A 21294-nucleotide genomic window follows, 5' to 3' on the forward strand; every position below is an offset into this window, starting at 1 on the left:
CGGCTCAGGAGCCTTCACTTGATGGCGAGGCGTCTGGCGAGGCGGTTGAGGTTGGCGCGGTCCAGGCCCATCTCGCGAGCGACAGCTGCCCAGTTGCCTTCGTGGCGTTCCAGGCTCTGGCTGATCATGCGGCGCTGGAAGGCATCCACCGCCGGGCGCAGTTCTCCCGCCAGATCAGCTTCCGCGATGCCATCGTCCTGGCTGGCTCCCGTATCGGTGGCGTTGCTGTGATGGGCGGAGAGTGCCAGGTCGTCGACCCCAAGACTGAGAATGCGTGAGCGCTGCGAATGGTTGGCCAGGGCCTTGAGCGAGGCGCGGCCGATCAGGTGCTCCAGCTCGCGCACGTTACCTGGCCAGGCGTAATCGACCAGCGAGGCCTGGGCCTCGCGGGTCAAACGCAGGCTGCGCAGGCCCAGGCGCGGGCGGTTCTGTTCGAGGAAGTATCCAGCCAGGAGCAACACGTCGTTGCCGCGCTCACGCAGGGGCGGAACACGCAGTGGGTAGACGCTCAGGCGGTGGTAGAGATCGGCGCGGAAGCGGCCGGCGCGGACTTCCTCGGCGAGGTCGCGGTTGGTGGCGGCGATCAGGCGCACATCCACATGGTGCTCGCGGTCCGATCCCAGGCGCTGCAACTGGCCGCTCTGCAGCACGCGCAGCAGCTTGGCCTGGATCGCCAGCGGCAACTCGCCCACTTCATCGAGGAACAGGGTGCCGCCGTCGGCCAGCTCGAACTTGCCGCGCCGCTCGCCCACGGCACCGGAGAAGGCGCCACGGACGTGGCCGAACAGTTCGCTTTCCACCAGCGTTTCCGGCAGCGCCGCACAGTTCAGGCTGATCAGCGGCTGGGTGCGCCGCAGGGAATTGGCGTGGATGGACTGGGCGACCAGCTCCTTGCCGACGCCGGTTTCACCGGTGATCAGCACGCTCAGGTCGCTGCCGGCCACCACCTGGATTTCATTCATCAGTGCCTGATGCGTCTTGCTCTGGCCGATCAACTCCTTGGGTTGGTCGCCTGAGGCTCGCTGGTAGGCGTCGGCGCGTTGCTGCTCGAGCTCGGCACGCTGGGCCAGGTCGGTCATGCGCTGGTTGGCCTTTACCGTGGCCGAGGCGAGGCTGGCGAAGGCTTCGAGGTTGTCCAGGTCGCCGGTGGAGAAACGCTCGGGATCCAGTGCGTCAAGGGTCAGCAAGCCCCAGGGCTGCTCGTCCACCAGCAGCGGGCAGCCCAGGCAATCGTGGACCTCCAGGTGGCCGTGCAAACCCTCCACCAGCCCGTCGTAGGGGTCTGGCAGGCCGCAATCGGCGGCGAAATGCGTCGGGCCGGGATGCTCGATGAGGGCGCGCAGGCGCGGATGCTCGCTGATCTTGAAACGGCGGCCGAGGGTGTCCTGGCTCAGGCCATCGACGGCCAGTGGCACCAGTTGATCGCCCTCCAGGCGCAGCAAGGCGGTGGCGTCGCACGGCAGCAGGCCGCGAAGGGCTTCCAGCAGGCGGCGATAGCGTTCGCTTTCCGGCAGTTCGCGGGACAGGTCGGCAACCAGTGGCAACAGCGTGGCAAGCAGGGGGTTTCGGGTCATTTTGACCTCTATGCAGTCATTATGACTTGGGGCGATTCAGGTCATTATGACTCAGTTTCTGGCGAGAGTCCCGTGAATACTGGGCTGCAGGGTTGGCACGCTTCCTGAAATACCTCTGGCAGAAAGCACAGGCGGCCCCACTCACTGCCTGGCCAACCCGAGGAGATCCCCATGCTGTCCAACGAACACCGTACCCTGGTCAAGGCCACTGTCCCGCTGCTGGAGACCGGCGGAGAGACCCTGACCCAGCACTTCTACAAGATGATGCTCAGCGAGTACCCGGAGGTTCGTCCGCTGTTCAACCAGGCGCATCAGGCTTCCGGCGACCAGCCTCGCGCGCTGGCCAACGGTGTGCTGATGTACGCCCGCCACATCGATGAGCTGGAGCAACTCGGCCCGCTGGTGGCGAAGATCGTCAACAAGCACGTTGCCCTGCAGATTCAGCCGGAACACTACCCGATCGTTGGCAGCTGCCTGCTGCGGGCGATCCGCGAGGTGCTGGGCGAGGAGATCGCCACTCAAGCGGTGATCGACGCCTGGGCCGCCGCCTATGGCCAACTGGCCGACATCCTGATCGGCGCCGAGGAGTCGGTGTATCAGCAGAATGCCGAGCAACGCGGCGGCTGGCGTGGTGCACGGCGCTTCCGTATCGCCCGCAAGGACATCGAGAGCGAGGAAATCACTTCGTTCTACTTCCAACCGCTGGATGGCGAACCGCTGCTGGACTTCCAGCCCGGCCAGTACATCGGCCTGTCCCTCGACATCGGTGGTGAGGAAGTGCGCCGCACCTACTCGCTGTCCGACGCGCCCAACGGCCGTGAGTACCGCATCAGCGTGAAACGCGAGCCCGAAGGCAAGGTTTCCAACTACCTGCACGATTGCCTGAATGTTGGCGATGAGCTGGACCTGTTCCCGCCGGCGGGCGATTTCGTCCTGCGCGGTGGCGACAAGCCCCTGGCCCTGATCACCGCCGGTGTGGGCATCACCCCGGCACTGGCCATGCTGAAGCCGGCGCTGGAATCCGGTCGCGAAGTGCACTTCATCCACTGCGCCCGCCACGGTGGCGTGCACGCGTTCCGCGAATGGGTCGAGGCGCAGTCCGATGCGCATCCGCAACTCAAGCATTACTTCTGCTACAGCGAACCGCGCGCGCAGGAGGCGTCCCACGTCGAAGGCTTCCTCAGCCGCGAGCTGCTGGCGGACTGGCTGCCGGAAGACCGTGACCTGGACGCCTATTTCCTCGGTCCCAAGCCGTTCATGGTCCAGGTGAAGCGCCACCTGCGCGAGATCGGCGTGCCCGAGCAGCAGTCCCACTACGAGTTCTTCGGCCCGGCCAGCGCGCTGGAGGCCTGAACCTGAGCGCCGGCCCGACGGCGGGCCGGCGCAACCCGAGGAGGTGTGTGATGGAAAGTCTTTTCGCCTGCCCGCAACGCAACCTGTCGATGTCCTGGTCACTGCTGACCGGCGGGCTCGTATTACTGCTGCTGGGCGTCGCGGGAGCCTATTTCGTCGATGGCCATCTGAACCTGCAAAGCATTGTCGCAGCGCATGCCTTCACTATCCTCGGCCCGACACTATTGAAGCTGGGCTACGTGCTGCGGTTGGTGGCCCAACATCAGATGCGCAAGGAAGGCTGGGAGGCTTGCTGTGTTACTGGTTGATCGAAAGGCTCTGCTGACCATACCCCCCCTGTGGCGCCTGGGATTCCGCCCGTTCTTTCTCGGTGGCGCAGTGTTCGCGCTGATCGCCATCGCGGCCTGGGCGGCGGTGCTGCTCGGCGTGCTGCCGGCCTGGCAACCGCTCGGCGGCTGGCTGGCCTGGCACCGCCATGAAATGCTCTTCGGCTTCGCGGCGGCGATCATCGCCGGCTTCCTGCTGACCGCCGTGCAGACCTGGACCGGTCGCCCCGGTGTCAGCGGCAAGCCGCTGATGGTGTTGTCGCTGGTCTGGCTGGCGGCGCGGGTGGGCTGGCTCGTGGGCGCGCCGCTGTGGCTGGTCACCGTGCTGGAGCTGGCGTTCATGCCGGCGCTGGCCTTCTTCATCGGTCGCAGCCTGTGGCTGGTCCGGCAGAAGCGCAACTACCCGATCATCGTGGTGCTGAGCCTGCTGACAGTCGCCGACGCGCTGGTGATGGTCGGTGTCTGGACCGGCAACGATGCCTGGCAACGCAGTGGCGCCCTGGGTGCGCTGTGGCTGGTGGCGGCGCTGATGGGCTTGATCGGCGGCCGCGTGATCCCCTTCTTCACCCAGCGCGGGCTGGGCCGCACCGCCCAGGTGCCGGCCTGGAACTGGCTGGACAATTCGCTGCTGGGCGGCACCCTGCTGGTGGCGGTGCTGAGCGCAGCCGGTATCGGCCTGACGCCGCACCCGTGGGTGGGCCTGCTGTTCGCTGCGCTGGCAGTGGGGCACTTGATCCGCCTGTGGCGCTGGTACGACAAGGACTACTGGGGCGTGCCGCTGCTCTGGTCGCTGCACCTGGCCTATCTGTGGATGCTGCTGGCCCCGGCGGGCATGGCGCTGTGGAACTTCTCGCCGACCTTCAACGTCAGCCTGGCGATCCACGCGCTCACCGTGGGCGGCGTTGGCGGGCTGATCCTGGCGATGATTGCGCGGGTGAGCCTCGGCCACACCGGCCGGCCGCTGCAACCGCCGAAGGTGATGTCCTGGGCCTTCGCGCTGCTCAACCTGGGTGTGGTCGCGCGGGTGCTGCTGGTGATCTGGTGGCCGCTGGAGGGGCTGAGCATCGCCGCAGTGTGCTGGGTGGTGGCCTTCCTGATGTTCGCCTGGCACTACGGCCCGATGTTCTGGAAACCGCGGCTGGATGGGCAGCCGGGCTGATCGGAGTATTGCGGTAACGCTCTCTTCGACGGCGGTTCGCGGGCATGGCCCGCTCCTACAGAGTCGCCCACCTGTAGGAGCGGGCCATGCCCGCGACCTTGTCGGTGCGCCGAACCATCACGGACGTGCTCAGTTGCCTTGCGGTGCCTGGCGCAGCCGCTTGAGTTCGTCGTTCAGCCAGGCGCTGGAGTCCTGCTTGCCGGCCGGGCAATCCACCTGGTAACGCTGGCCGCTCATGCTGCTCTTGGTCGCGGCGCGCTCGATGAAGTCTTCCGCGCTGCTCACCATGTCCTTGTTTTCCAGGTAGTCCAGCTTCTTCTGCAGGTGCGCACGCGCCTCGGCAGCGGGGTACTCGCTGCCGTTACGGATGAACTGGCAGCCGCTGTGTTCGACGAAGTCGAGCAATTGGGTGATTTCCTGCTGCGCCTTGGCATCGACGGCGGCCTGCGCGCCCGCGCAGACGAACAGCAGGGGTAGCAGGAGCGAGCGGGGCTTTCGAGAGTGAGACATAGCAATTCCTTGCCGTATGCGTGAAGCCGCCGATTATGTCAGCGGCAACAGGCGCTCGCCGAGGCGGCCGCTGTCTACCAGTTCAAGGAACTCGTCGCCCATCCGCCGGCTCTCGTCCATTGCCTTGCGCCAGTAACGCTCGCGTCCGGCGTCGTCGCCGAGGTAGCGGTGGAAGTCCTTGCGGTCCGGCAGCTTGTTGTGCGGCAGGAGTGCCAGGTAGTCCTTCGACGGAGCCAGCAGCAGCACGTCCTGCAGGCGGCCGGCGTCGCCACGGCGCCAGGGCAGGCCCTTGTCGAACCAGCCGGGGATGACCTTGTCGGTGAAGTGCGGGTAGAGCACCACGCCCTCGGGCTGGTAGGGCAGGTCGAGGTGGTAGTCCAGCAGGCCGCCGTCGCGGTAGGTGCCGGGGCCGGCGCCGGGAATATCGCGCACGCCTTCCATGACCATGGGGATGGAGCCGGAGGCGAGCAGGGCGTGGCGCAGGTTGGCCAGGTCCAGGTGCAGGTAGCGCGAGGGGAAGTCCGACAACGGCTCAAGCGGCGGTGCGCGGCGGGCGTCATGGATGATCAGCCGTTCGAAGTGCCGGTGCAGATGGCGGCGGCCGACCAGGTTGTCGCGGATCACCGCGCCCAGGCCCAGTCCGAGATTGGCCTTGCCGTCCTGCGCGAGGCGGCCGTGGCTCTTCACCACCACCACGTTGAGGCGGTACCAGGGGTTGTCCAGCACGCTGGCGTCGTGGCCATCGAGGAGGTCGTCGAGCATCTTCGCGCAGCTTTTCGACACGTCGCTGATGCTTGCGTTTCGGGCGAAGCGCTGCTGGGTGTAGAGCTCGCCCAGGCGGCGGATACCTTCGGCCGGGTCGGGCAGGCAAGCGCTGGCGAAGCGCCAGGAGCCGATGGACGCCCCGATCAGCGAGCGCTCACGTGGCGCTCGCGGCAACCATTCGCCGAACAGCGCGAGGTCCAGGCCCTGGATGCCCAGTGCCTTCGGACCGCCGGCGGCGCCGGGGAGGATGCCTACATCGGCAGGGGCCAGCCCCTGTTCGCGGATGCGCTGGAGCGCGCGGCTTCCGGCCTTGAGGGTGAGGGCGGGGGTCTTGATCTGGATGGCGGTCATGCGGGCCTCGCTGTGGCAGGCCGCGATTATAGAGCCTGCACGGGGAGAGCAAGGATACTTCACGGGGTGAATGTCCGTTGCCGATTCAGCTTGAATTAAGTCCATCGCCTTAGCCTGTCAGCAGTGAAACTCCCACGGAGGTATGCATATGAAATGGCTGCTGACCCTGACCACGCTCTGCGCATTGCTGCTGGGCGCCGGCGTCGCCACGGCCCACGACATCGGCCCCGATGAGGCGCTGCGCCTGCGCGATGCCGGCACCATCCGCAACTTCGAGGAGCTCAACCGCACCGCGCTGGCCAAGCATGCGGGCGGTTCGGTGTACGATAGCGAGCTCGAGCTGGAACATGGCCGCTATCTGTACAAGGTCGACATCAAGGACGCCCAGGGCGTGAAGTGGGATGTCGAACTGGATGCGGTCACCGGCGAAGTCCTCACCGATCACCAGGATGACTGATGAAGACCGTTCTGCCACGCGTGGCTTTGCTTGGCCTGGCGCTCGTTGCCCTGGTTGGCGTCGCGCAAGCCCATGACCTCAGCCAGGACGAAGCCTTGCGCCTGAGCAAGGAAGGAGTGATCCGCCCCTTCGAGGAAATCCTTCCCGCCGCGCTGAGTCGCTATCCCGGCTCGCGCCTGCTCGAAGCAGAGCTGGAGAGGGAGCACGGCAACTACATTTATGAAGTGGAACTGCTCACTGTCGACGGCGTGGTACGCGAACTGGAATTGGATGCCCGCGACGGCCGCATCCTCAAGGATAAGGAAGACGACTGATGCGCCTGCTGCTGGTGGAAGACCACGTACCCCTGGCCGATGAACTGCTGGCGACCTTGACCCGCCAGGGCTACGCGGTGGACTGGCTGGCCGACGGCCGCGACGCTGCCGTGCAGGGCGCCAGTGAGCCTTACGACCTGGTGATTCTCGATCTTGGCTTGCCGGGCCGCCCTGGTCTGGACGTGCTGCAGGAGTGGCGCGGCATGGGCCTGGCGACGCCGGTGCTGATTCTCACCGCGCGGGGCTCCTGGGCCGAACGTATCGATGGCCTGAAGGCCGGCGCCGACGACTACCTGACCAAGCCGTTTCATCCCGAGGAACTGCTGCTGCGCATCCAGGCGTTGCTGCGGCGTGCCCGCGGGCTGGCCAACCAGAGCCAGCTGGAAGTGGCAGGGCTGAGCCTGGACGAGTCGCGCCAGTGCGTGCAGCAGGGCGGCAAGGAGGTCGACCTGACGTCCGCCGAGTTCCGTCTGCTGCGTTACTTCATGCTGCACCCCGGCCAGCTGCTGTCGAAATCGCACCTGGCCGAGCACCTGTATGACGGCGAGACCGAGCGCGACTCCAACGTCATCGAGGTCCATATCAACCACCTGCGCCGCAAGCTCGGCCGCGAGATCATCGAGACCCGCCGCGGCCAGGGCTATCGCTTCACCGGCAACGGAGTTGGCCGTTGATGTCGATCCAGCGCCGGCTCGGCCTTGGGCTTGGCGTGGTGTTGGTGGTGATTGGTCTGGCACTGGCGCAGGCCGGCCTCTGGCTGTTCGACCAGGGCTTGCGCCGCTATCTGGTGAACGGCCTGCAGGACGAGGCGGAAAGCCTGCTGGTGGGCATCACTCGTGGCCCCGCGGGGTTGCAGCTTGACGGCCAGCGGGTCGATGCCGCCTATGAGCGGTTGTTCTCCGGGCGCTACTTCGTCATCCGCTTCGACGAGCAGACCTGGCGTTCGCGCTCTCTGTGGGACAACGAGCTGAGGCTGCCCTCGCACAAGGGGTTGGCCAAGGCGCTGGAGAAAGGTCCGGAAGGCCAACGCCTGCTGGTGTATCGCGGCGACTACAAGCGCTACGGCAAGAAGCTCAATATCGTCGTCGCGCAGGATTACACGCCCGTTCTCAAGAGCTTCAACCGCCTGCGCAACATCGGTCTGGGCGCTGGTGCACTGGCGTTGCTGCTGATCCTGGTGTTCCAGGGCTTCACCGTACGCCGCGCCCTGCGCCCGCTGGAGCGCGTTCGCCAGCAGATCGCGCAGTTGCAGGAAGGCCAGCGCAGCCAGCTGGACCGCCAGGTGCCGCGCGAACTGGAGCCATTGGTGGAGCAAACCAACCACCTGTTGCAGCACACCGAGGACACGCTTCGCCGCTCGCGCAATGCGCTGGGCAATCTCGGCCATGCGCTGAAGACGCCGCTGGCCGTGCTCATCAGCCTTGCCGACCGTGAGGAGTTGCGCGAGCACCCCGAACTACGGCGCGTACTGCAGGAACAGCTGGAGCAGGTCGAGCAGCGTCTGGCCCGCGAACTGGGGCGCGCGCGCCTGGTGGGCGAGGCATTGCCCGGGGCGCACTTCGATTGCGATGCGGAGCTGCCGAGCCTGTGCGACATGCTGGGGCTCATCCATGGCGACCACCTCGCCATCGACTGGCAGGCGCCGCCCGCCACACGCTTGCCGTATGACCGGGAAGACCTGCTGGAGATGCTCGGCAACCTCCTGGACAACGCCTGCAAATGGGCTGATGCCCAGGTGCGGTTGACGGTGGAGAAGGGCGCTGATGCCTACCGGCTGAGTGTGGACGACGATGGACCCGGCATCGCCGAGGACCAGCGTGACAGTGTGCTGGAGCGTGGTACACGGCTGGATGAACAGGTGGCCGGGCATGGTCTGGGGCTGGGCATCGCGCGGGATATCGCGGCGGCTTGCGGCGGCAGCCTGAAGCTGGAAAGCAGCGAGCTGGGTGGGTTGCGCGTGGTGGTGGCGTTGCCACGCCGGGCGGGGTGACCGGGACTGCCTGGAGCGCTTCGTGCCGTGCTGTTCGCGGGCATGGCCCGCTCCTACAAGAGCCGCATAGATACGGTGCTTACCTGTAGGAGCGGGCCATGCCCGCGATCTGGCCACCAGGCCGGCCAATGAGGGTGCCGGATCAGACGCGGAACTGATCCATCAACCCCTGCTGATGATTCGCCAGCTTGTTCAGCGACTGGCTGACCTGCGCCGACTCCTGCGCCTGGCTCGACAGCGATTCGGTCACGTCACGGATGCCGGCGACGTTGCGGTTGATCTCCTCGGCCACCGCACTCTGTTCCTCGGCGGCGCTGGCGATCTGCAGGTTCATGTCGGTGATCACGCCCACCGCATCGCCGATGCGCTTCAGCGCAGCCACGGCCTGTTCGACCTGGCTCACGCTGTCCTGCGCCTGGCGATGGCTGTTGCTCATCGCGCCGACCACGTCGCGGGTGCCGTTTTGCAGGCCTTCGATGACCTGGCGGATTTCCTCCACCGAATCCTGGGTGCGCTTGGCGAGGTTGCGCACCTCGTCGGCGACCACCGCGAAGCCGCGCCCGGCTTCACCGGCACGGGCCGCTTCGATAGCGGCGTTGAGCGCCAGCAGGTTGGTCTGCTCGGCGATGCCGCGGATCACTTCCAGCACCGAGCCGATCTGCTCGCTGCTCGCCGCCAAACCTTCCACCTGGCTCATGGCGCTGCTCATATCGCTGGCCAGTTCGTCGATCAGGCGGGTGGTGTTGTCGATGACGCTCAAGCCGTCGCGGGTCGCACCGTCGGCACCACGGGCGGCATCGGCGGCCATGGCGGCGCTGTTGGCGACGTCATGGGCAGTAGCGCTCATCTCCTGGGAGGCGGTGGCCACCTGGTCGACTTCGCGGAACTGCTGCTGCATGCCGGCACTGGTCTGGCTGGCGATTTCCGAGGACTGGTCGGCGGTGGCACGGGCGTCGTGCACCGAGGATTTCACGTCGCGGATGATCGGCTGCAGCTTGTCGAGGAAGCGGTTGAACCAGCCGGCCAGTTCGCCCAGTTCGTCCTTGCCGGCGTAGTCCAGGCGCTTGGTCAGGTCGCCTTCGCCGCTGGCGATGTTGCGCAGCATGGCGGCGACACCGAGGATCGGCCGGGTCACGCCGCGGGCGGTGAGCCACATGGCGAACAGGCCGATCAGGATGGCGATCAGGCCGAAGCCGAGTTGCGAGACGGTGCCTTGCACGCGCTGGTCGTCCAGCTCGTTCTGCAGCTCGATGGCCGGGCCGAGCAGGACGTTCTGCGGGACTTCCAGCAGCACGCCCCAGGGTTTGGAGCCGGGGATCGGCTGCAGCGGTTCGACTACGCGCAACTGGTCGTCCTGGCGGAACACCTGCTCATGGTTGGCGGCGATGGCCTGCAGCAGGTCGGCGCCCTGGTTGGGGTAGACCTCCTTGAGGTTCTTGCTCAGCTTGGAGGCATCCGCGCTGTGCCCGGCAAGCAGGCCGGCGGCGCTGACGATGCTGACGCGGCCCTGGCCGTCGTACAGTTCCTGGCTGCCCTCGACGCTGATTTCCTGCAGCTTCTCCATGCTGATGTCCAGGCCCATGACGCCGATGACCTTGCCGTCCAGTTCCAGCGGGAAGGCAATGCTGGTCATCAGCATCTTCTTGTTGCCCACATCGTCGAAATACGGGTCCAGCACGCAGGGCTGGCCGGTGGTCTTGGGGCAGGTGAACCAGGCGTTGTAGGCGCTGCCGCTCGGGCCTGGGCTGGTGTCCTGCAGCAGCGACTCGGCCATGGCTTCGGATTCCAGGTGGCCGGGAGTGGCCTGGGACCAGTAGATGGAGAAGCGACCGGCGTCGTTGCTGCCCAGCTCGCCCTGGCCAGCGAAGAGCTTGTCCTTGCCATCCAGTGCGTCGGGTTCGAAGGCGACGTAGAGGCCCAGCAGTTCCGGGTTGCCTTCCAGCGCAGTCTTCACCTGGCGGGTCAGGTCCTCGCGCAGGTCATAGGCGTCGAGGAAACGCTTCTGCGCCTGGTCGCGCAGGAACAGCACCTGCCGCGAGAAGCCCTTGCCGTACTGGTAGGCATCCATGATGTAGCGCTGGATGCGCATGGCCTGGACTTCGCCGCGTGATTGCAGGCGGGCCTTGGCCGCTTCATCGAGCATGGCGGTGCTCGATTGCTTGACCAGCGCGGTGCTGGTTTGCGTGCGGTAGACGGACAGGCCGGAAAGCAGAGAGACGACGCCGAGCAGACACAGCCCGGCAAGCAACGTGATCTTCCACTGGATGGAGAGACGGCGCAGCAGCATGGAGGGGAATCCTTGTTTGAACTAAGCGCTGGGATGCCCGATATATCGGCCTTTCCCGCATCTTCTTGACCCGTGACGGGACGAAACGCCAGAAAACAGGCGATTCTGGCGTGCCGTCGCGACGGGCGGCAGAAAGCCGGGCAAAAAGCGTGCGCAGCGTGGTGAAAATCCCGTTGACCGAATTCGGAAACGTCTTGATTCGACGCAGGTTTTGACACCCCGCCAGGGGTTTGGCAGAGTGCGCGCCTTTTGCCCGCGCCTCGGTGCGGCGATTCGTGAAAGGAGTGGTGAGGATGAATGCGGTGCTGATCGCCATTGGCCTGATGCTGGTGCTGAGCCTGTGTCGCGTGCATGTGGTGGTCGCACTGATCGCCGGCGCGGTTGCCGGTGGTCTGCTGGGCGGCCTGGGCATGGACGGCACGCTCAAGGCGTTCAACGAAGGCCTGGGTGCCGGTGCGACGGTGGCGCTGTCCTACGCGATGCTGGGTGCCTTCGCCGTGGCCATTGCGCGCTCCGGAATGGCGCACGCCCTGGCTGATCGCGCCCTGGCGATGCTCGGCCGCCACGAGGTGAACGGCTCCAACGGCTTCAAGTGGGTGATGGTCGGCCTGCTGCTGGTGGTGGCGATCTCCTCGCAGAACATCCTGCCGATCCACATCGCCTTCATCCCGCTGCTGGTGCCGCCGCTGCTCTATGTGCTCACGCGCCTGCAGATCGACCGCCGGCTCATCGCCTGCGTCATCACCTTCGGCCTGATTACGCCCTACATGTTCCTGCCGGTGGGCTTCGGCAACATCTTCCTGAACCAGATCCTGCTGGCCAACGTGCAACGCGCGGGCGTGGACGTCAGCGGCATCAATGTCACCCACGCCATGCTGATCCCGGCGCTGGGCATGGTCTGCGGGCTGCTGATCGCGGTGTGCTTCAGCTACCGGCGCAAGCGCGACTACGACCTGCAGCGCATCGAGCAGGCTGAGAGGGTCGACACGCCCTACAGCAAGATGAGCCTCGCCGTGGCCGGCGTCGCAGTGGCGGCGGCCTTCGCCGTGCAACTGCTGCTGGACTCGATGATCCTCGGTGCGCTGGCGGGCTTCCTGGTGTTCTCGCTGTCCGGCGTGGTGCGCTGGAAGGAGGCGGACGACCTGTTCACCGAGGGCATGAAGATGATGGCGATGATCGGCTTCATCATGATCGCCGCCCAGGGCTTTGCTGCCGTGATGACCGCCACCGGGCAGGTCGCCAGCCTGGTGGACAGCGCCGCCGGCTGGATTGGCAGCAGCAAGGCGCTGGGCGCCTTCATGATGCTTCTGGTGGGCCTGCTGGTGACCATGGGCATCGGCTCGTCGTTCTCTACGGTGCCGATCATTGCGGCGATCTTCGTGCCGCTGGCGGTGCACCTGGGCTTCAGTCCGCTGGCCATCGTCAGCATCGTGGGTACCGCAGGGGCGCTGGGCGATGCCGGCTCGCCGGCATCGGACTCCACCCTCGGCCCGACTTCCGGCCTGAACGTGGATGGCCAGCACAACCACATCTGGGACACCGTGGTGCCGACCTTCCTGCACTACAACCTGCCGCTGCTGGCGTTCGGCTGGGTGGCCGCCATGGTGCTCTGAAAGACGTACAGCAAGGCCCTGGCGCGCGGTAATCGCGCGCTGAAAGTTGCACTTGGCGGGTCAACTGCTGACTAATGAGCAGGTTTCTCCATCCATGGACCCGCTCATGTTCGAATCGAAACTGGAATACCGGACGTTCCTCGCCCTGCTGCTGGTGGTGACACTCGCCTTTGGCTGGATCCTGCTGCCGTTCTACGGGGCAGTCTTCTGGGGCACCATCCTGGCGATCATCTTCGCCCCGTTGCAGCGCCGCCTGCGGGTGAAACTCAACGGGCGCAACAACCTCGCCGCGCTGATTTCCCTCGCCGTCTGCTTCCTGATCGTGATCCTGCCGGTGACCTTCATTGCCGGCGCGCTGGTGCAGGAGGGCGCGACGGTTTACCAGCGACTGAAGTCGGGTGAACTGAACTTCATCGCCTATTACCAGCAGGCGGTCGCCGCGCTGCCGGGCTGGGCGCACCAGTTGCTGGAGCGCTTCGACCTCGCCGATCTGTCCAGCCTGCAGGAAAAACTCTCGGCGGGTGCGATGCAGGCCAGCCAGCTGGTGGCCACCAAGGCCTTCAGCATCGGCCAGAACACCTTCGAGTTCGTCATCAGCTTCGGCATCATGCTGTACCTGCTGTTCTTCCTCCTGCGCGATGGCCCGACGCTGGGCAAGCGGATCAAGCAGGCGGTGCCGTTGAGCGGCGAGCACAAGCAGCACCTGTTCACCAAGTTCACCACGGTGATCCGCGCCACGGTAAAGGGCAACATCGCCGTGGCCGCGACCCAGGGCGCGCTGGGCGGGCTGATCTTCTGGTTCCTCGGCATCCAGGGCTCGCTGCTCTGGGGCACGCTGATGGCCTTCCTCTCGCTGCTGCCGGCGATTGGCGCGGGGCTGATCTGGGTGCCGGTGGCGGCTTACTTCCTGCTCACCGGGGCGATCTGGCAGGGTGTGGTGCTGACGCTGTTCTGCGTGGTGGTGATCGGTCTGGTGGACAACATCCTGCGCCCGATCCTGGTGGGCAAGGACACCAAGATGCCCGACTACGTGGTGCTGATCTCCACCCTCGGCGGCATGTCGCTGTTCGGCCTCAATGGCTTCGTCATCGGTCCGCTGATCGCGGCGCTGTTCATGGCGTCGTGGGACCTGTTCACCGGGCGTGAAGGTGAAGTGACCAAGTCGGCGGAGTAGGGCGCCAGAACTGTAGGAGCGAGCTTGCTCGCGAACAGTGTCCTGCTCAGCACAGGGCGTCAGGCGGTTCGCGAGCAAGCTCGCTCCTACAAAAAAAGTACCGCGCATGAATTGCATCCAATAAAAAACCCCGCCGAAGCGGGGTTTTTTGTTGCCTGTCGACCTTAGCCGGCGATGGCTACCAGGCCGCTGTGCTGGAGGAGGTCCAGCAGCGGTTGCGGGTAGACGCCGAGGAAGAAGGCGAGCAGGGCGATGGCCACCAGCATGATGCCGCCGGCGCGCTGGGCCCAGTCCAGGGGCGCGTCGTGGCGCTTCATGTTCGGCTCGACCAGGAACATGGTCACCATCACACGCAGGTAGTAGAACAGGCCGATGGCGCTGCCCAGTACCAGGGCGCCGACCAGCCACCAGTGCTGCGACTCGACGCCGGTGGCGACGATGTAGAACTTGCCGATGAAGCCGGCGGTCAGCGGGATGCCGGCCAGGGACAGCATCATCACGGTCATCACCGCGGTCAGCACCGGACGGCGCCAGAACAGGCCGCGGTACTCGAACAGCGCGTCGGCGTCGCGGCCGCTGTACGGGGTGGACATCAGGGTGACCACGCCGAAGGCGCCCAGGGTGGTGACGACGTAGGTGGTCAGGTAGACGCCGACCGCTTCCACGGCCAGACCCTTGCTCGCCACCAGGGCGATCAGCAGGTAGCCGAAGTGGGCGATGGACGAGTAGCCGAGCAGGCGCTTGATGTTGCTCTGGGTCAGCGCCAGCAGGTTGCCGATCAGGATCGAGGCGATGGCAATGACCGCGATGGCGTCATGCAGCAGGCCGTTGTTCAGGGCTGCCGGAGCGATCTGGAACAGGCGCAGCAGCACGGCGAACACGGCGACCTTGGCGGTGGTGGCCAGGAAGGTGGCAACCGGGGCCGGAGCGCCTTCGTAGACGTCCGGGGTCCACAGGTGGAACGGCGCCAGGGACAGCTTGAAGCCCAGGCCGACGACCATCATGCCGACGCCGATGGCCAGCAGCGGGCCATGGCTGGTGCCTTCGGCCAGCGATGCCCCGATAGCCGAGAAGCCGAGGCTACCGGACTCGGCGTAGAGCAGGGCCATGCCGAACAGCAGGAAGGCGGAACCGGCAGCGGACAGTACGGTGTACTTGATGCCCGCTTCCAGGGTGCGCTTGTTGAAGAAGGCGTAGGCCACCATGCCGTAGACCGGCACCGACAGCAGTTCCAGGCCGATGAACAGGCCGGCCAGGTTCTGTGCGCTGACCAGCACCAGGCCGCCCGCGGTGGACAGCAGCAGGAGCAGGTACAGCTCCTCGCGGTTGCCCGGGAAGCTTTCCATGTAGGCATGGGCGAGGGTGGTGCAGGCCAGGGCGCCGATCAGGATCAGAGCCATGTAGAAGCAGGCGAAGTTGTCGATCACCAGCAGCGGGGTGACTTCGATCGGGGTGACTTTCAGCACCGGGATGATCGACAGCAGGGCCAGGTTCAGACCGATCACCGAGAGGGTGGCGGCCATCGAGTGGTTACGCTTCCAGGCTACCGCGAGCATCACCACCACCAGGGTGGCGCTGGTGATGAGCAGTGGCAGGAGCGCGATGAAGTGTTGAATCGTGAAGGTCATTTCGCGCTTACCGTGCTGCCAGAGTGGAGAGGGCGGAACCCAGCCATTGCTGGACGCCGTGCATGGTTGCCGCGGAGGTGTCGAGGACCGGCTGCGGGAAGACGCCGAGCACGATCAGCAGCACCGCCAGGCCGAGCACCATGGAGAGCTCGCGGAAGTTCAGGCCGGCGATGGCGGTGTCGGACTTGGCCGGGCCGAAGTACGCGCGGTGGATCATGATCAGCGAGTAGACCGAGCCGAACACCAGGCCGAAGGTGGCGATCACGGTGATCACCGGAACGACCTTGAAGCTGCCCAGCAGGATCAGGAATTCGCCGACGAAGTTGCCGGTGCCCGGCAGACCCAGCGAGGCGGTGGCGAAGAACAGCGCCACGGCCGGCAGGTACGGGATGCGCGACCACAGGCCGCCCATCTTGCGCATGTCACGGGTGTGCAGGCGCTCGTACAGCTGGCCACACAGGATGAACAGCGCGGCAGCGGAGAGGCCGTGGGCAATCATCTGCACCACTACACCCTGCAGCGCCTGGGGGCTGCCGGAGTAGATGCCGATCATCACGAAGCCCATGTGCGACACGGAGGAGTAGGCCACCAGGCGCTTGATGTCGGTCTGTGCGAACGACAGGAAGGCGCCGTAGAAGATGCCGATCAGGCCCAGGGTCATGGCGATCGGGGCGAACTCGGCCGAGGCGTTGGGGAACAGCGGCAGGGCGAAGCGGATCAGGCCGTAGGCGGCGGTCTTCAGCAGGATACCGGCCAGGTCGACGGAACCTGCGGTCGGCGCCTGGGCGTGGGCGTCCGGCAGCCAGGAGTGCACCGGTACCACCGGCATCTTCACCGCGAAGGCGACGAAGAAGCCGAGCATCAGGATCCACTCGGTGTGCGGCGGCAGCTGGGTCTTCAGCAGGTCGGCGTAGTTGAAGGTCAGCACGCCGGTGCTGTTGTAGTGCACGAACACCAGGCCGAGGATCGCCACCAGCATCACCAGGCCGCTGGCCTGGGTGAAGATGAAGAACTTGGTGGCGGCGTAGATGCGGGTCTTCTTGCCGTCGTCGGAGCTATGACCCCAGAGCGCGATGAGGAAGTACATCGGCACCAGCATCATTTCCCAGAAGAAGAAGAACAGGAACAGGTCGACGGCGAGGAACACGCCGATGACGCCGCCCAGGATCCACAGCAGGTTCAGGTGGAAGAAGCCGATGCGGCGCTGGATCTCGTTCCAGGAGCAGAGGACGGACAGCACGCCGAGCAGGCCGGTCAGCGCGACCATCAGCAGGGACAGGCCGTCCATTGCCAGGTGCACGCTGATGCCGAAGCGCTCGATCCAGGGTACCTGGAACTGCAGGGTCCACTGCGGCTCGCCACCCGGCGCCGGGGCCAGCTGGAAGTCGCCGGTGTGCCACACCCACAGGCTCAGGGCCAGGGTGAGGACCATCGATCCCAGGGCGACCCAGCGGGGCAGGGTCTTGCTGGTGTACTCGGCGATCCAGCAAAGGAAGCCGCCGATGAAGGGGATCAGGATTAGCCAGGGCAGAATCATGTCGGGCTCAATCTCTTTCGTGAATTCATTAAGCCAGCAGCAGCGCGCCGAGGAGCAGCGCGGCGCCACCCACCAGGGAAGCGGCGTACCAACGCAGGCGGCCGTTCTCGGTGAGGCTGAGGAGTTTGTTGCCACCACGGGCGGTGAGCGGGACCAGGACCAGGGTCTTGTCGATCGGGTCCGCGGCCAGCAGGCGGCAGATCAGCAGGTAGGGTTTCACGAACAGCTTGTCGTACAGCCAGTCGAAGCCCCAGGCGTGGTACCACCAGGTGCCGAAGAAGCGGCCCGGTGCGCTCTGGGCGACGGCGCTGACGAAGCGGCGCTTGCCGAGGAACAGCAGGCCCGCCAGCAGGATACCGGCGATGGCGATGGCGCCCGAGGCGATTTCAAGGCTGTGCTTGGCTTCACCACCGGCGTGACCGGCGCTTTCCGGCAGGACGCCGGCCAGCGGCGGAGTGATCAGCGCGCCGATGAAGGTGGAGAGCACGATCAGGACGCCCAGCGGCAGCCAGTGGCTGACGCCATGGCCGGCGTGCGCTTCGGTCTTCGCTTCGCCGTGGAAGGCGATGAAGATCAGGCGGAAGGTGTACAGCGAAGTCATGAACGCACCGACCAGACCGGCGATCAGCAGGTTCTGGTGACCGCTGGCGAAGGCTTCCCAGAGGATCTCGTCCTTGGAGTAGAAGCCGGCGGTCAGGAAGGGCAGGGCGGACAGCGCCGCGCCACCGACCACGAAGCTCGCGTAGGCCAGCGGCAGCTTCTTCCACAGGCCACCCATCTTGAAGATGTTCTGCTCGTGGTGGCAGGCGACGATCACCGCACCGGAAGCGAGGAACAGCAGGGCCTTGAAGAAGGCGTGGGTCATCAGGTGGAAGATCGCGCCACCCCAGGCGCCAACGCCCAGGGCCAGGAACATGTAGCCGATCTGGCTCATGGTCGAGTAGGCGAGGATGCGCTTGATGTCGGTCTGTACCAGCGCGGCGAAGCCGGCCAGGACCAGGGTCACGGCACCGATGATGCCGACCAGTTCCAGTACGTTCGGAGCCAGCTCGAACAGGCCGTGGCAGCGGGCGATCAGGTAGACGCCCGCGGTCACCATGGTGGCGGCGTGGATCAGTGCGGAGACCGGAGTCGGGCCGGCCATCGCGTCGGCCAGCCAGGTCTGCAGCGGCAGCTGGGCGGACTTGCCGACGGCACCGCCGAGCAGCATCAGGGTCGCCAGGTTGATCCACAGGTCGCCCTTGGCGAAGTGCTGCGGAGCCAGGACCAGCAGCTCCTGGATGTTCAGCGTGCCCAGGTGCTGGAACAGGATGAACATGCCGATGGCGAAGAACACGTCACCCACGCGGGTCACGATGAAGGCCTTCAGCGCCGCGTTGCCGTTCGGTACGTGGTTGTAATAGAAACCGATCAGCAGGTAGGAGCAGAGGCCTACGCCTTCCCAGCCGAAGTACATGAACAGCAGGTTATCGCCCAGCACCAGGAACAGCATGCTGGCGATGAACAGGTTGGTGTACGCGAAGAACCGGGAATAGCCGGTTTCACCGCGCATGTACCAGGAGGCGAACAGGTGGATCAGGAAGCCGACACCGGTGACCACGCCGAGCATGGTGACCGACAGGCCGTCCAGGTACAGGGTGAAGTTGGTCTTGAAGTCGCCAACGCTCATCCATTGCCACAGCACCAGGCTGTAGGCGCCACCTTCTGGCGGGTTGCTGTGGAAGCTCCAGATCGCCCAGAAGGCGGAGAGGGCCGCGAGGCCCACGGAGCCGACACCCACCAGTGCCGAGAGATTTTCCGACCACTTGCCACGGGAGAACGAGAGCAGCAGGAAGCCGACCAGGGGGAACAGGAAAGTAAGGGGCAGCAGGTTCATCCGCGCATCTCGCTGGCAGCGTCGATATCGAGGGTATGGAAGCGGCGATACAGCTGGAGCAGGATCGCCAGGCCGATGCTGGCCTCGGCGGCAGCCAGGCTGAGCACCAGGATGAACATCACCTGGCCGTCAGGCTGGCCCCAGCGGGCGCCACCGACCACGAAGGCCAGAGCGGCGGCGTTCATCATCACTTCCAGGCTCATCAGTACGAACAGGATGTTGCGTCGTACCATCAGGCCCACCAGGCCGAAGCAGAACAGCACACCGGCGAGCGCCAGTCCGTGTTCGAGAGGGATTGCATTCATGGTGTTAGTCCTTCGCTTCGTGGCGGCCGAGGTGGTAGGCGGCGACCAGTGCCGCCAGCAGCAGCATCGAGGCCAGTTCGACGACCAGCAGGTACGGGCCGAACAGGCTGATGCCCACGGCCTTGGCGTCCACGGTGGTGTGGCCGATGCCGATACCGCTCGGGGTGCGCGAGAGCATCCACAGCAGTTCGACCAGCAGCACGGCAGCCAGGGCGCCGGGGCCGATCCAGACGCCGGGCTTGAGCCACTTGCGCTCCTGTTCGGTGATTGCCGGACCGAGGTTCAGCATCATTACCACGAAGACGAACAGCACCATGATCGCGCCGGCGTAGACGATGATTTCCAGGGCACCGGCGAACGGAGCGCCGAGGCTGAAGAAGGTCATCGAGACAGCGAGCAGCGAGATGACGAGGTAGAGCAGGGCATGCACCGGATTGCTGTTGGTGATGACCCGGAAGGTTGCCAGCACGGCGACGCCGGCGGCGAAGTAGAAAGCGAATTCCACGCGACGTCTCCTTACGGCAGCAGGCTCTTGACGTTGATCGGTTCGGCCTCGTTCTGCGCGGCGCCTTTCGGCTTGCCGGCGATGGCCATGCCGGCAACGCGGTAGAAGTTGTAGTCCGGGTTCTTGCCGGGGCCGGAGATCAGCAGGTCTTCCTTCTCGTAGACCAGGTCCTGGCGCTTGAACTCGCCCATCTCGAAATCCGGGGTCAGCTGGATCGCGGTGGTCGGGCAGGCTTCTTCGCACAGGCCGCAGAAGATGCAGCGGGAGAAGTTGATGCGGAAGAACTCGGGGTACCAGCGACCGTCTTCGGCCTCGGCCTTCTGCAGGGCGATGCAGCCGACCGGGCAGGCTACTGCGCACAGGTTGCACGCTACGCAGCGCTCTTCGCCGTCGGGGTCGCGGGTGAGGACGATACGACCGCGGTAACGCGGCGGCAGGTACACGGCCTCTTCCGGGTATTGCAGGGTGTCACGCTTGCGGAAGGCGTGACCGAAGATCATCACCAGGCTGCGCAGCTGGGTGTAGGTGCCGTGCACCACGTCGAAAATGTATTTGATCATGGTCCTACTCCTTACTGGCTGGCCAGCACGACGGCGCCGGTCACCAGCAGGTTGATCAGGGTCAGCGGGAGGCAGAACTTCCAGCTGAAGGCCATCACCTGGTCATAGCGCGGGCGTGGGATGGAGGCCCGCAGCAAAATGAACATCATGATGAAGAAGCCGGTTTTCAGGGCGAACCAGATGAACGGGATCTGCGGCAGGATGTCGAAGGGACCGTGCCAGCCACCGAAGAACAGGGTCGCCAGCAGCGCGGACACCAGCACGATGCCGATGTACTCGCCGACGAAGAACATGCCCCATTTCATGCCGGCGTACTCGATGTGGTAACCGTCGGCCAGTTCCTGCTCGGCTTCGGGCTGGTCGAACGGGTGACGGTGGGTCACGGCGACGCCGGCGACGAAGAAGGTCATGAAGCCGAAGAACTGCGGAATGATGAACCACACGTGCTGGGCCTGGTATTCGACGATGTCGCGCAGGCTGAACGAGCCGACCTGAGCCACGATACCCATCAGCGACAGGGCCAGGAACACCTCGTAGGAGATGGTCTGTGCCGAGGCGCGCAAGGCACCGAGCAGGGCGAACTTGTTGTTGCTCGACCAGCCGGCGAACAGCACCGCGTACACGGTCAGGCCGGCCATGGCGAAGAAGAACAGGATGCCGATGTTCAGGTCCGCCACGCCCCAGGTCGGGGTGATCGGGATGACAGCGAAGGCCACCAGCAGCGCACCCATGGCGATCATGGGCGCGAGGGTGAAGATCATCTTGTCGGCGAACGGCGGGGTCCAGTCTTCCTTGAAGAACATCTTCAGCATGTCGGCGCCGAGCTGGAAGGCCCCGAAGGGGCCGACCCGGTTCGGACCGTAGCGGTCCTGCCAGAGGCCGAGCAGACGACGCTCGACCCAGCTGAGCAGCGCGCCGCAGACGACCACGGCGAGCAGGATGACGATGGCCTTGATGACTTCGATGATGATGTCGACGACGGTGGGTGTCAGCCAGCTCATGCTCATCAA

Annotated in this window: 20 protein-coding genes and 1 pseudogene; 9 read left to right on the plus strand and 12 right to left on the minus strand. The window is 65.5% G+C overall.

The features are described 5' to 3' along the window. Positions 1 to 14: 14 nt before the first annotated feature. Positions 15 to 1574, minus strand: coding sequence for a nitric oxide reductase transcriptional regulator NorR (gene norR, locus UB43_RS20690; protein WP_045214700.1), 1560 nt, complete (start codon positions 1572 to 1574; stop codon positions 15 to 17). A 171-nt stretch (positions 1575 to 1745) separates the two neighbouring features. Here norR and hmpA point away from each other — a divergent pair, with 171 nt between their 5' ends. The 3 genes from hmpA to UB43_RS20705 are packed head-to-tail and all read left to right on the plus strand — an operon-like array spanning position 1746 to position 4412. Beyond that, positions 1746 to 2927, plus strand: a complete 1182-nt coding sequence (gene hmpA / locus UB43_RS20695; protein WP_045214702.1) for an NO-inducible flavohemoprotein — start codon at positions 1746 to 1748, stop codon at positions 2925 to 2927. 50 nt (positions 2928 to 2977) lie between these two features. Further along, a complete protein-coding gene (locus UB43_RS20700; RefSeq protein ID WP_045214704.1) occupies positions 2978 to 3235 on the plus strand; it encodes a hypothetical protein in 258 nt (85 codons plus the stop codon). Continuing rightward, entirely contained in the window at positions 3222 to 4412 is a 1191-nt protein-coding gene (locus tag UB43_RS20705; protein WP_045214707.1) for an NnrS family protein, read from the plus strand. Before UB43_RS20700 ends, UB43_RS20705 begins: the two co-directional genes overlap by 14 nt. Positions 4413 to 4541: 129 nt before the next feature. On the opposite strand, the gene UB43_RS20710 is transcribed toward UB43_RS20705, so the two are convergent. Continuing rightward, a complete protein-coding gene (locus tag UB43_RS20710; protein ID WP_045214709.1) occupies positions 4542 to 4922 on the minus strand; it encodes a DUF5329 domain-containing protein in 381 nt (126 codons plus the stop codon). Between the two features lie 33 nt (positions 4923 to 4955). Continuing rightward, positions 4956 to 6038, minus strand: a complete 1083-nt coding sequence (locus UB43_RS20715) for a patatin-like phospholipase family protein (protein ID WP_045214711.1) — start codon at positions 6036 to 6038, stop codon at positions 4956 to 4958. A gap of 148 nt (positions 6039 to 6186) precedes the next feature. On the opposite strand from UB43_RS20715, the gene UB43_RS20720 reads away from it, so the two are divergent. From UB43_RS20720 to UB43_RS20735, 4 genes are read left to right on the plus strand one after another with little or no spacing between them, the layout of a single operon-like run. Further along, entirely contained in the window at positions 6187 to 6495 is a 309-nt protein-coding gene (locus UB43_RS20720; protein ID WP_045214714.1) for a PepSY domain-containing protein, read from the plus strand. After that, positions 6495 to 6809: a PepSY domain-containing protein gene (locus tag UB43_RS20725; RefSeq protein ID WP_045214717.1), complete on the plus strand. Its 315-nt coding sequence runs from the start codon at positions 6495 to 6497 to the stop codon at positions 6807 to 6809. The genes UB43_RS20720 and UB43_RS20725 overlap by 1 nt, the downstream gene beginning before the upstream one ends. Then, complete coding sequence (locus UB43_RS20730) at positions 6809 to 7483, plus strand: response regulator transcription factor (protein ID WP_045214720.1); 675 nt, start codon at positions 6809 to 6811, stop codon at positions 7481 to 7483. The genes UB43_RS20725 and UB43_RS20730 overlap by 1 nt, the downstream gene beginning before the upstream one ends. Further along, positions 7480 to 8799 (plus strand): sensor histidine kinase, encoded by a 1320-nt coding sequence (locus UB43_RS20735; protein WP_045214723.1) that lies wholly within the window; start codon positions 7480 to 7482, stop codon positions 8797 to 8799. Before UB43_RS20730 ends, UB43_RS20735 begins: the two co-directional genes overlap by 4 nt. A 142-nt stretch (positions 8800 to 8941) precedes the next feature. Here the strand turns inward: UB43_RS20735 and UB43_RS30365 are convergent, their stop codons facing one another. Together UB43_RS30365 and UB43_RS30370 are read right to left on the minus strand one after the other, a co-directional pair. Beyond that, positions 8942 to 9697, minus strand: coding sequence for a methyl-accepting chemotaxis protein (locus tag UB43_RS30365; RefSeq protein WP_371318985.1), 756 nt, complete (start codon positions 9695 to 9697; stop codon positions 8942 to 8944). 102 nt (positions 9698 to 9799) lie between these two features. After that, positions 9800 to 11086: pseudogene (locus UB43_RS30370) on the minus strand (HAMP domain-containing protein); the annotation flags it as partial. Positions 11087 to 11379: 293 nt separating this feature from the next. Here UB43_RS30370 and UB43_RS20745 point away from each other — a divergent pair. Together UB43_RS20745 and UB43_RS20750 are read left to right on the plus strand one after the other, a co-directional pair. Next, entirely contained in the window at positions 11380 to 12699 is a 1320-nt protein-coding gene (locus UB43_RS20745) for a Na+/H+ antiporter family protein (protein WP_045214728.1), read from the plus strand. 106 nt (positions 12700 to 12805) lie between these two features. Continuing rightward, complete coding sequence (locus UB43_RS20750; protein WP_045214910.1) at positions 12806 to 13873, plus strand: AI-2E family transporter; 1068 nt, start codon at positions 12806 to 12808, stop codon at positions 13871 to 13873. A gap of 164 nt (positions 13874 to 14037) precedes the next feature. Here UB43_RS20750 and nuoN read toward each other — a convergent pair whose 3' ends face one another. The 7 genes from nuoN to nuoH are packed head-to-tail and all read right to left on the minus strand — an operon-like array spanning position 14038 to position 21285. Further along, entirely contained in the window at positions 14038 to 15501 is a 1464-nt protein-coding gene (nuoN, locus tag UB43_RS20755) for an NADH-quinone oxidoreductase subunit NuoN (protein WP_045214731.1), read from the minus strand. Positions 15502 to 15508: 7 nt separating this feature from the next. Continuing rightward, entirely contained in the window at positions 15509 to 17038 is a 1530-nt protein-coding gene (nuoM, locus tag UB43_RS20760) for an NADH-quinone oxidoreductase subunit M (protein WP_045214733.1), read from the minus strand. Between the two features lie 28 nt (positions 17039 to 17066). Further along, positions 17067 to 18914: an NADH-quinone oxidoreductase subunit L gene (gene nuoL, locus UB43_RS20765; RefSeq protein WP_045214735.1), complete on the minus strand. Its 1848-nt coding sequence runs from the start codon at positions 18912 to 18914 to the stop codon at positions 17067 to 17069. Next, on the minus strand, positions 18911 to 19219 hold the full coding sequence (nuoK, locus tag UB43_RS20770) for an NADH-quinone oxidoreductase subunit NuoK (protein WP_017517116.1): 309 nt from the start codon (positions 19217 to 19219) through the stop codon (positions 18911 to 18913). Before nuoK ends, nuoL begins: the two co-directional genes overlap by 4 nt. A 4-nt stretch (positions 19220 to 19223) precedes the next feature. After that, positions 19224 to 19724 carry an NADH-quinone oxidoreductase subunit J gene (gene nuoJ / locus UB43_RS20775; RefSeq protein ID WP_045214740.1) on the minus strand — a complete coding sequence of 167 codons (501 nt, stop codon included), beginning with the start codon at positions 19722 to 19724 and terminating at the stop codon, positions 19224 to 19226. An 11-nt stretch (positions 19725 to 19735) separates the two neighbouring features. Then, positions 19736 to 20284, minus strand: coding sequence for an NADH-quinone oxidoreductase subunit NuoI (nuoI, locus tag UB43_RS20780; RefSeq protein ID WP_045214743.1), 549 nt, complete (start codon positions 20282 to 20284; stop codon positions 19736 to 19738). An 11-nt stretch (positions 20285 to 20295) separates the two neighbouring features. After that, positions 20296 to 21285 carry an NADH-quinone oxidoreductase subunit NuoH gene (gene nuoH / locus UB43_RS20785; RefSeq protein ID WP_045214912.1) on the minus strand — a complete coding sequence of 330 codons (990 nt, stop codon included), beginning with the start codon at positions 21283 to 21285 and terminating at the stop codon, positions 20296 to 20298. Positions 21286 to 21294: the final 9 nt, after the last annotated feature.

The organism is Pseudomonas sp. 21, from assembly GCF_000955805.1.
Classification (GTDB): domain Bacteria; phylum Pseudomonadota; class Gammaproteobacteria; order Pseudomonadales; family Pseudomonadaceae; genus Pseudomonas.

What these genes read in the sequence shown, in the direction of transcription:
- nuoH (WP_045214912.1), bottom strand. Translation starts at nt 21,285, where the DNA reads ATGAGCTGGCTGACACCCACCGTCGTCGACATCATCATCGAAGTCATC.
- UB43_RS20700 (WP_045214704.1), top strand. Translation starts at nt 2,978, where the DNA reads ATGGAAAGTCTTTTCGCCTGCCCGCAACGCAACCTGTCGATGTCCTGG.
- UB43_RS20710 (WP_045214709.1), bottom strand. Translation starts at nt 4,922, where the DNA reads ATGTCTCACTCTCGAAAGCCCCGCTCGCTCCTGCTACCCCTGCTGTTC.
- nuoN (WP_045214731.1), bottom strand. Translation starts at nt 15,501, where the DNA reads ATGACCTTCACGATTCAACACTTCATCGCGCTCCTGCCACTGCTCATC.
- UB43_RS20715 (WP_045214711.1), bottom strand. Translation starts at nt 6,038, where the DNA reads ATGACCGCCATCCAGATCAAGACCCCCGCCCTCACCCTCAAGGCCGGA.
- UB43_RS20725 (WP_045214717.1), top strand. Translation starts at nt 6,495, where the DNA reads ATGAAGACCGTTCTGCCACGCGTGGCTTTGCTTGGCCTGGCGCTCGTT.
- nuoK (WP_017517116.1), bottom strand. Translation starts at nt 19,219, where the DNA reads ATGAATGCAATCCCTCTCGAACACGGACTGGCGCTCGCCGGTGTGCTG.
- UB43_RS20745 (WP_045214728.1), top strand. Translation starts at nt 11,380, where the DNA reads ATGAATGCGGTGCTGATCGCCATTGGCCTGATGCTGGTGCTGAGCCTG.
- norR (WP_045214700.1), bottom strand. Translation starts at nt 1,574, where the DNA reads ATGACCCGAAACCCCCTGCTTGCCACGCTGTTGCCACTGGTTGCCGAC.
- hmpA (WP_045214702.1), top strand. Translation starts at nt 1,746, where the DNA reads ATGCTGTCCAACGAACACCGTACCCTGGTCAAGGCCACTGTCCCGCTG.
- UB43_RS30365 (WP_371318985.1), bottom strand. Translation starts at nt 9,697, where the DNA reads ATGCAGCAGCAGTTCCGCGAAGTCGACCAGGTGGCCACCGCCTCCCAG.
- nuoI (WP_045214743.1), bottom strand. Translation starts at nt 20,284, where the DNA reads ATGATCAAATACATTTTCGACGTGGTGCACGGCACCTACACCCAGCTG.
- nuoM (WP_045214733.1), bottom strand. Translation starts at nt 17,038, where the DNA reads ATGATTCTGCCCTGGCTAATCCTGATCCCCTTCATCGGCGGCTTCCTT.
- UB43_RS20730 (WP_045214720.1), top strand. Translation starts at nt 6,809, where the DNA reads ATGCGCCTGCTGCTGGTGGAAGACCACGTACCCCTGGCCGATGAACTG.
- UB43_RS20720 (WP_045214714.1), top strand. Translation starts at nt 6,187, where the DNA reads ATGAAATGGCTGCTGACCCTGACCACGCTCTGCGCATTGCTGCTGGGC.
- UB43_RS20750 (WP_045214910.1), top strand. Translation starts at nt 12,806, where the DNA reads ATGTTCGAATCGAAACTGGAATACCGGACGTTCCTCGCCCTGCTGCTG.
- nuoL (WP_045214735.1), bottom strand. Translation starts at nt 18,914, where the DNA reads ATGAACCTGCTGCCCCTTACTTTCCTGTTCCCCCTGGTCGGCTTCCTG.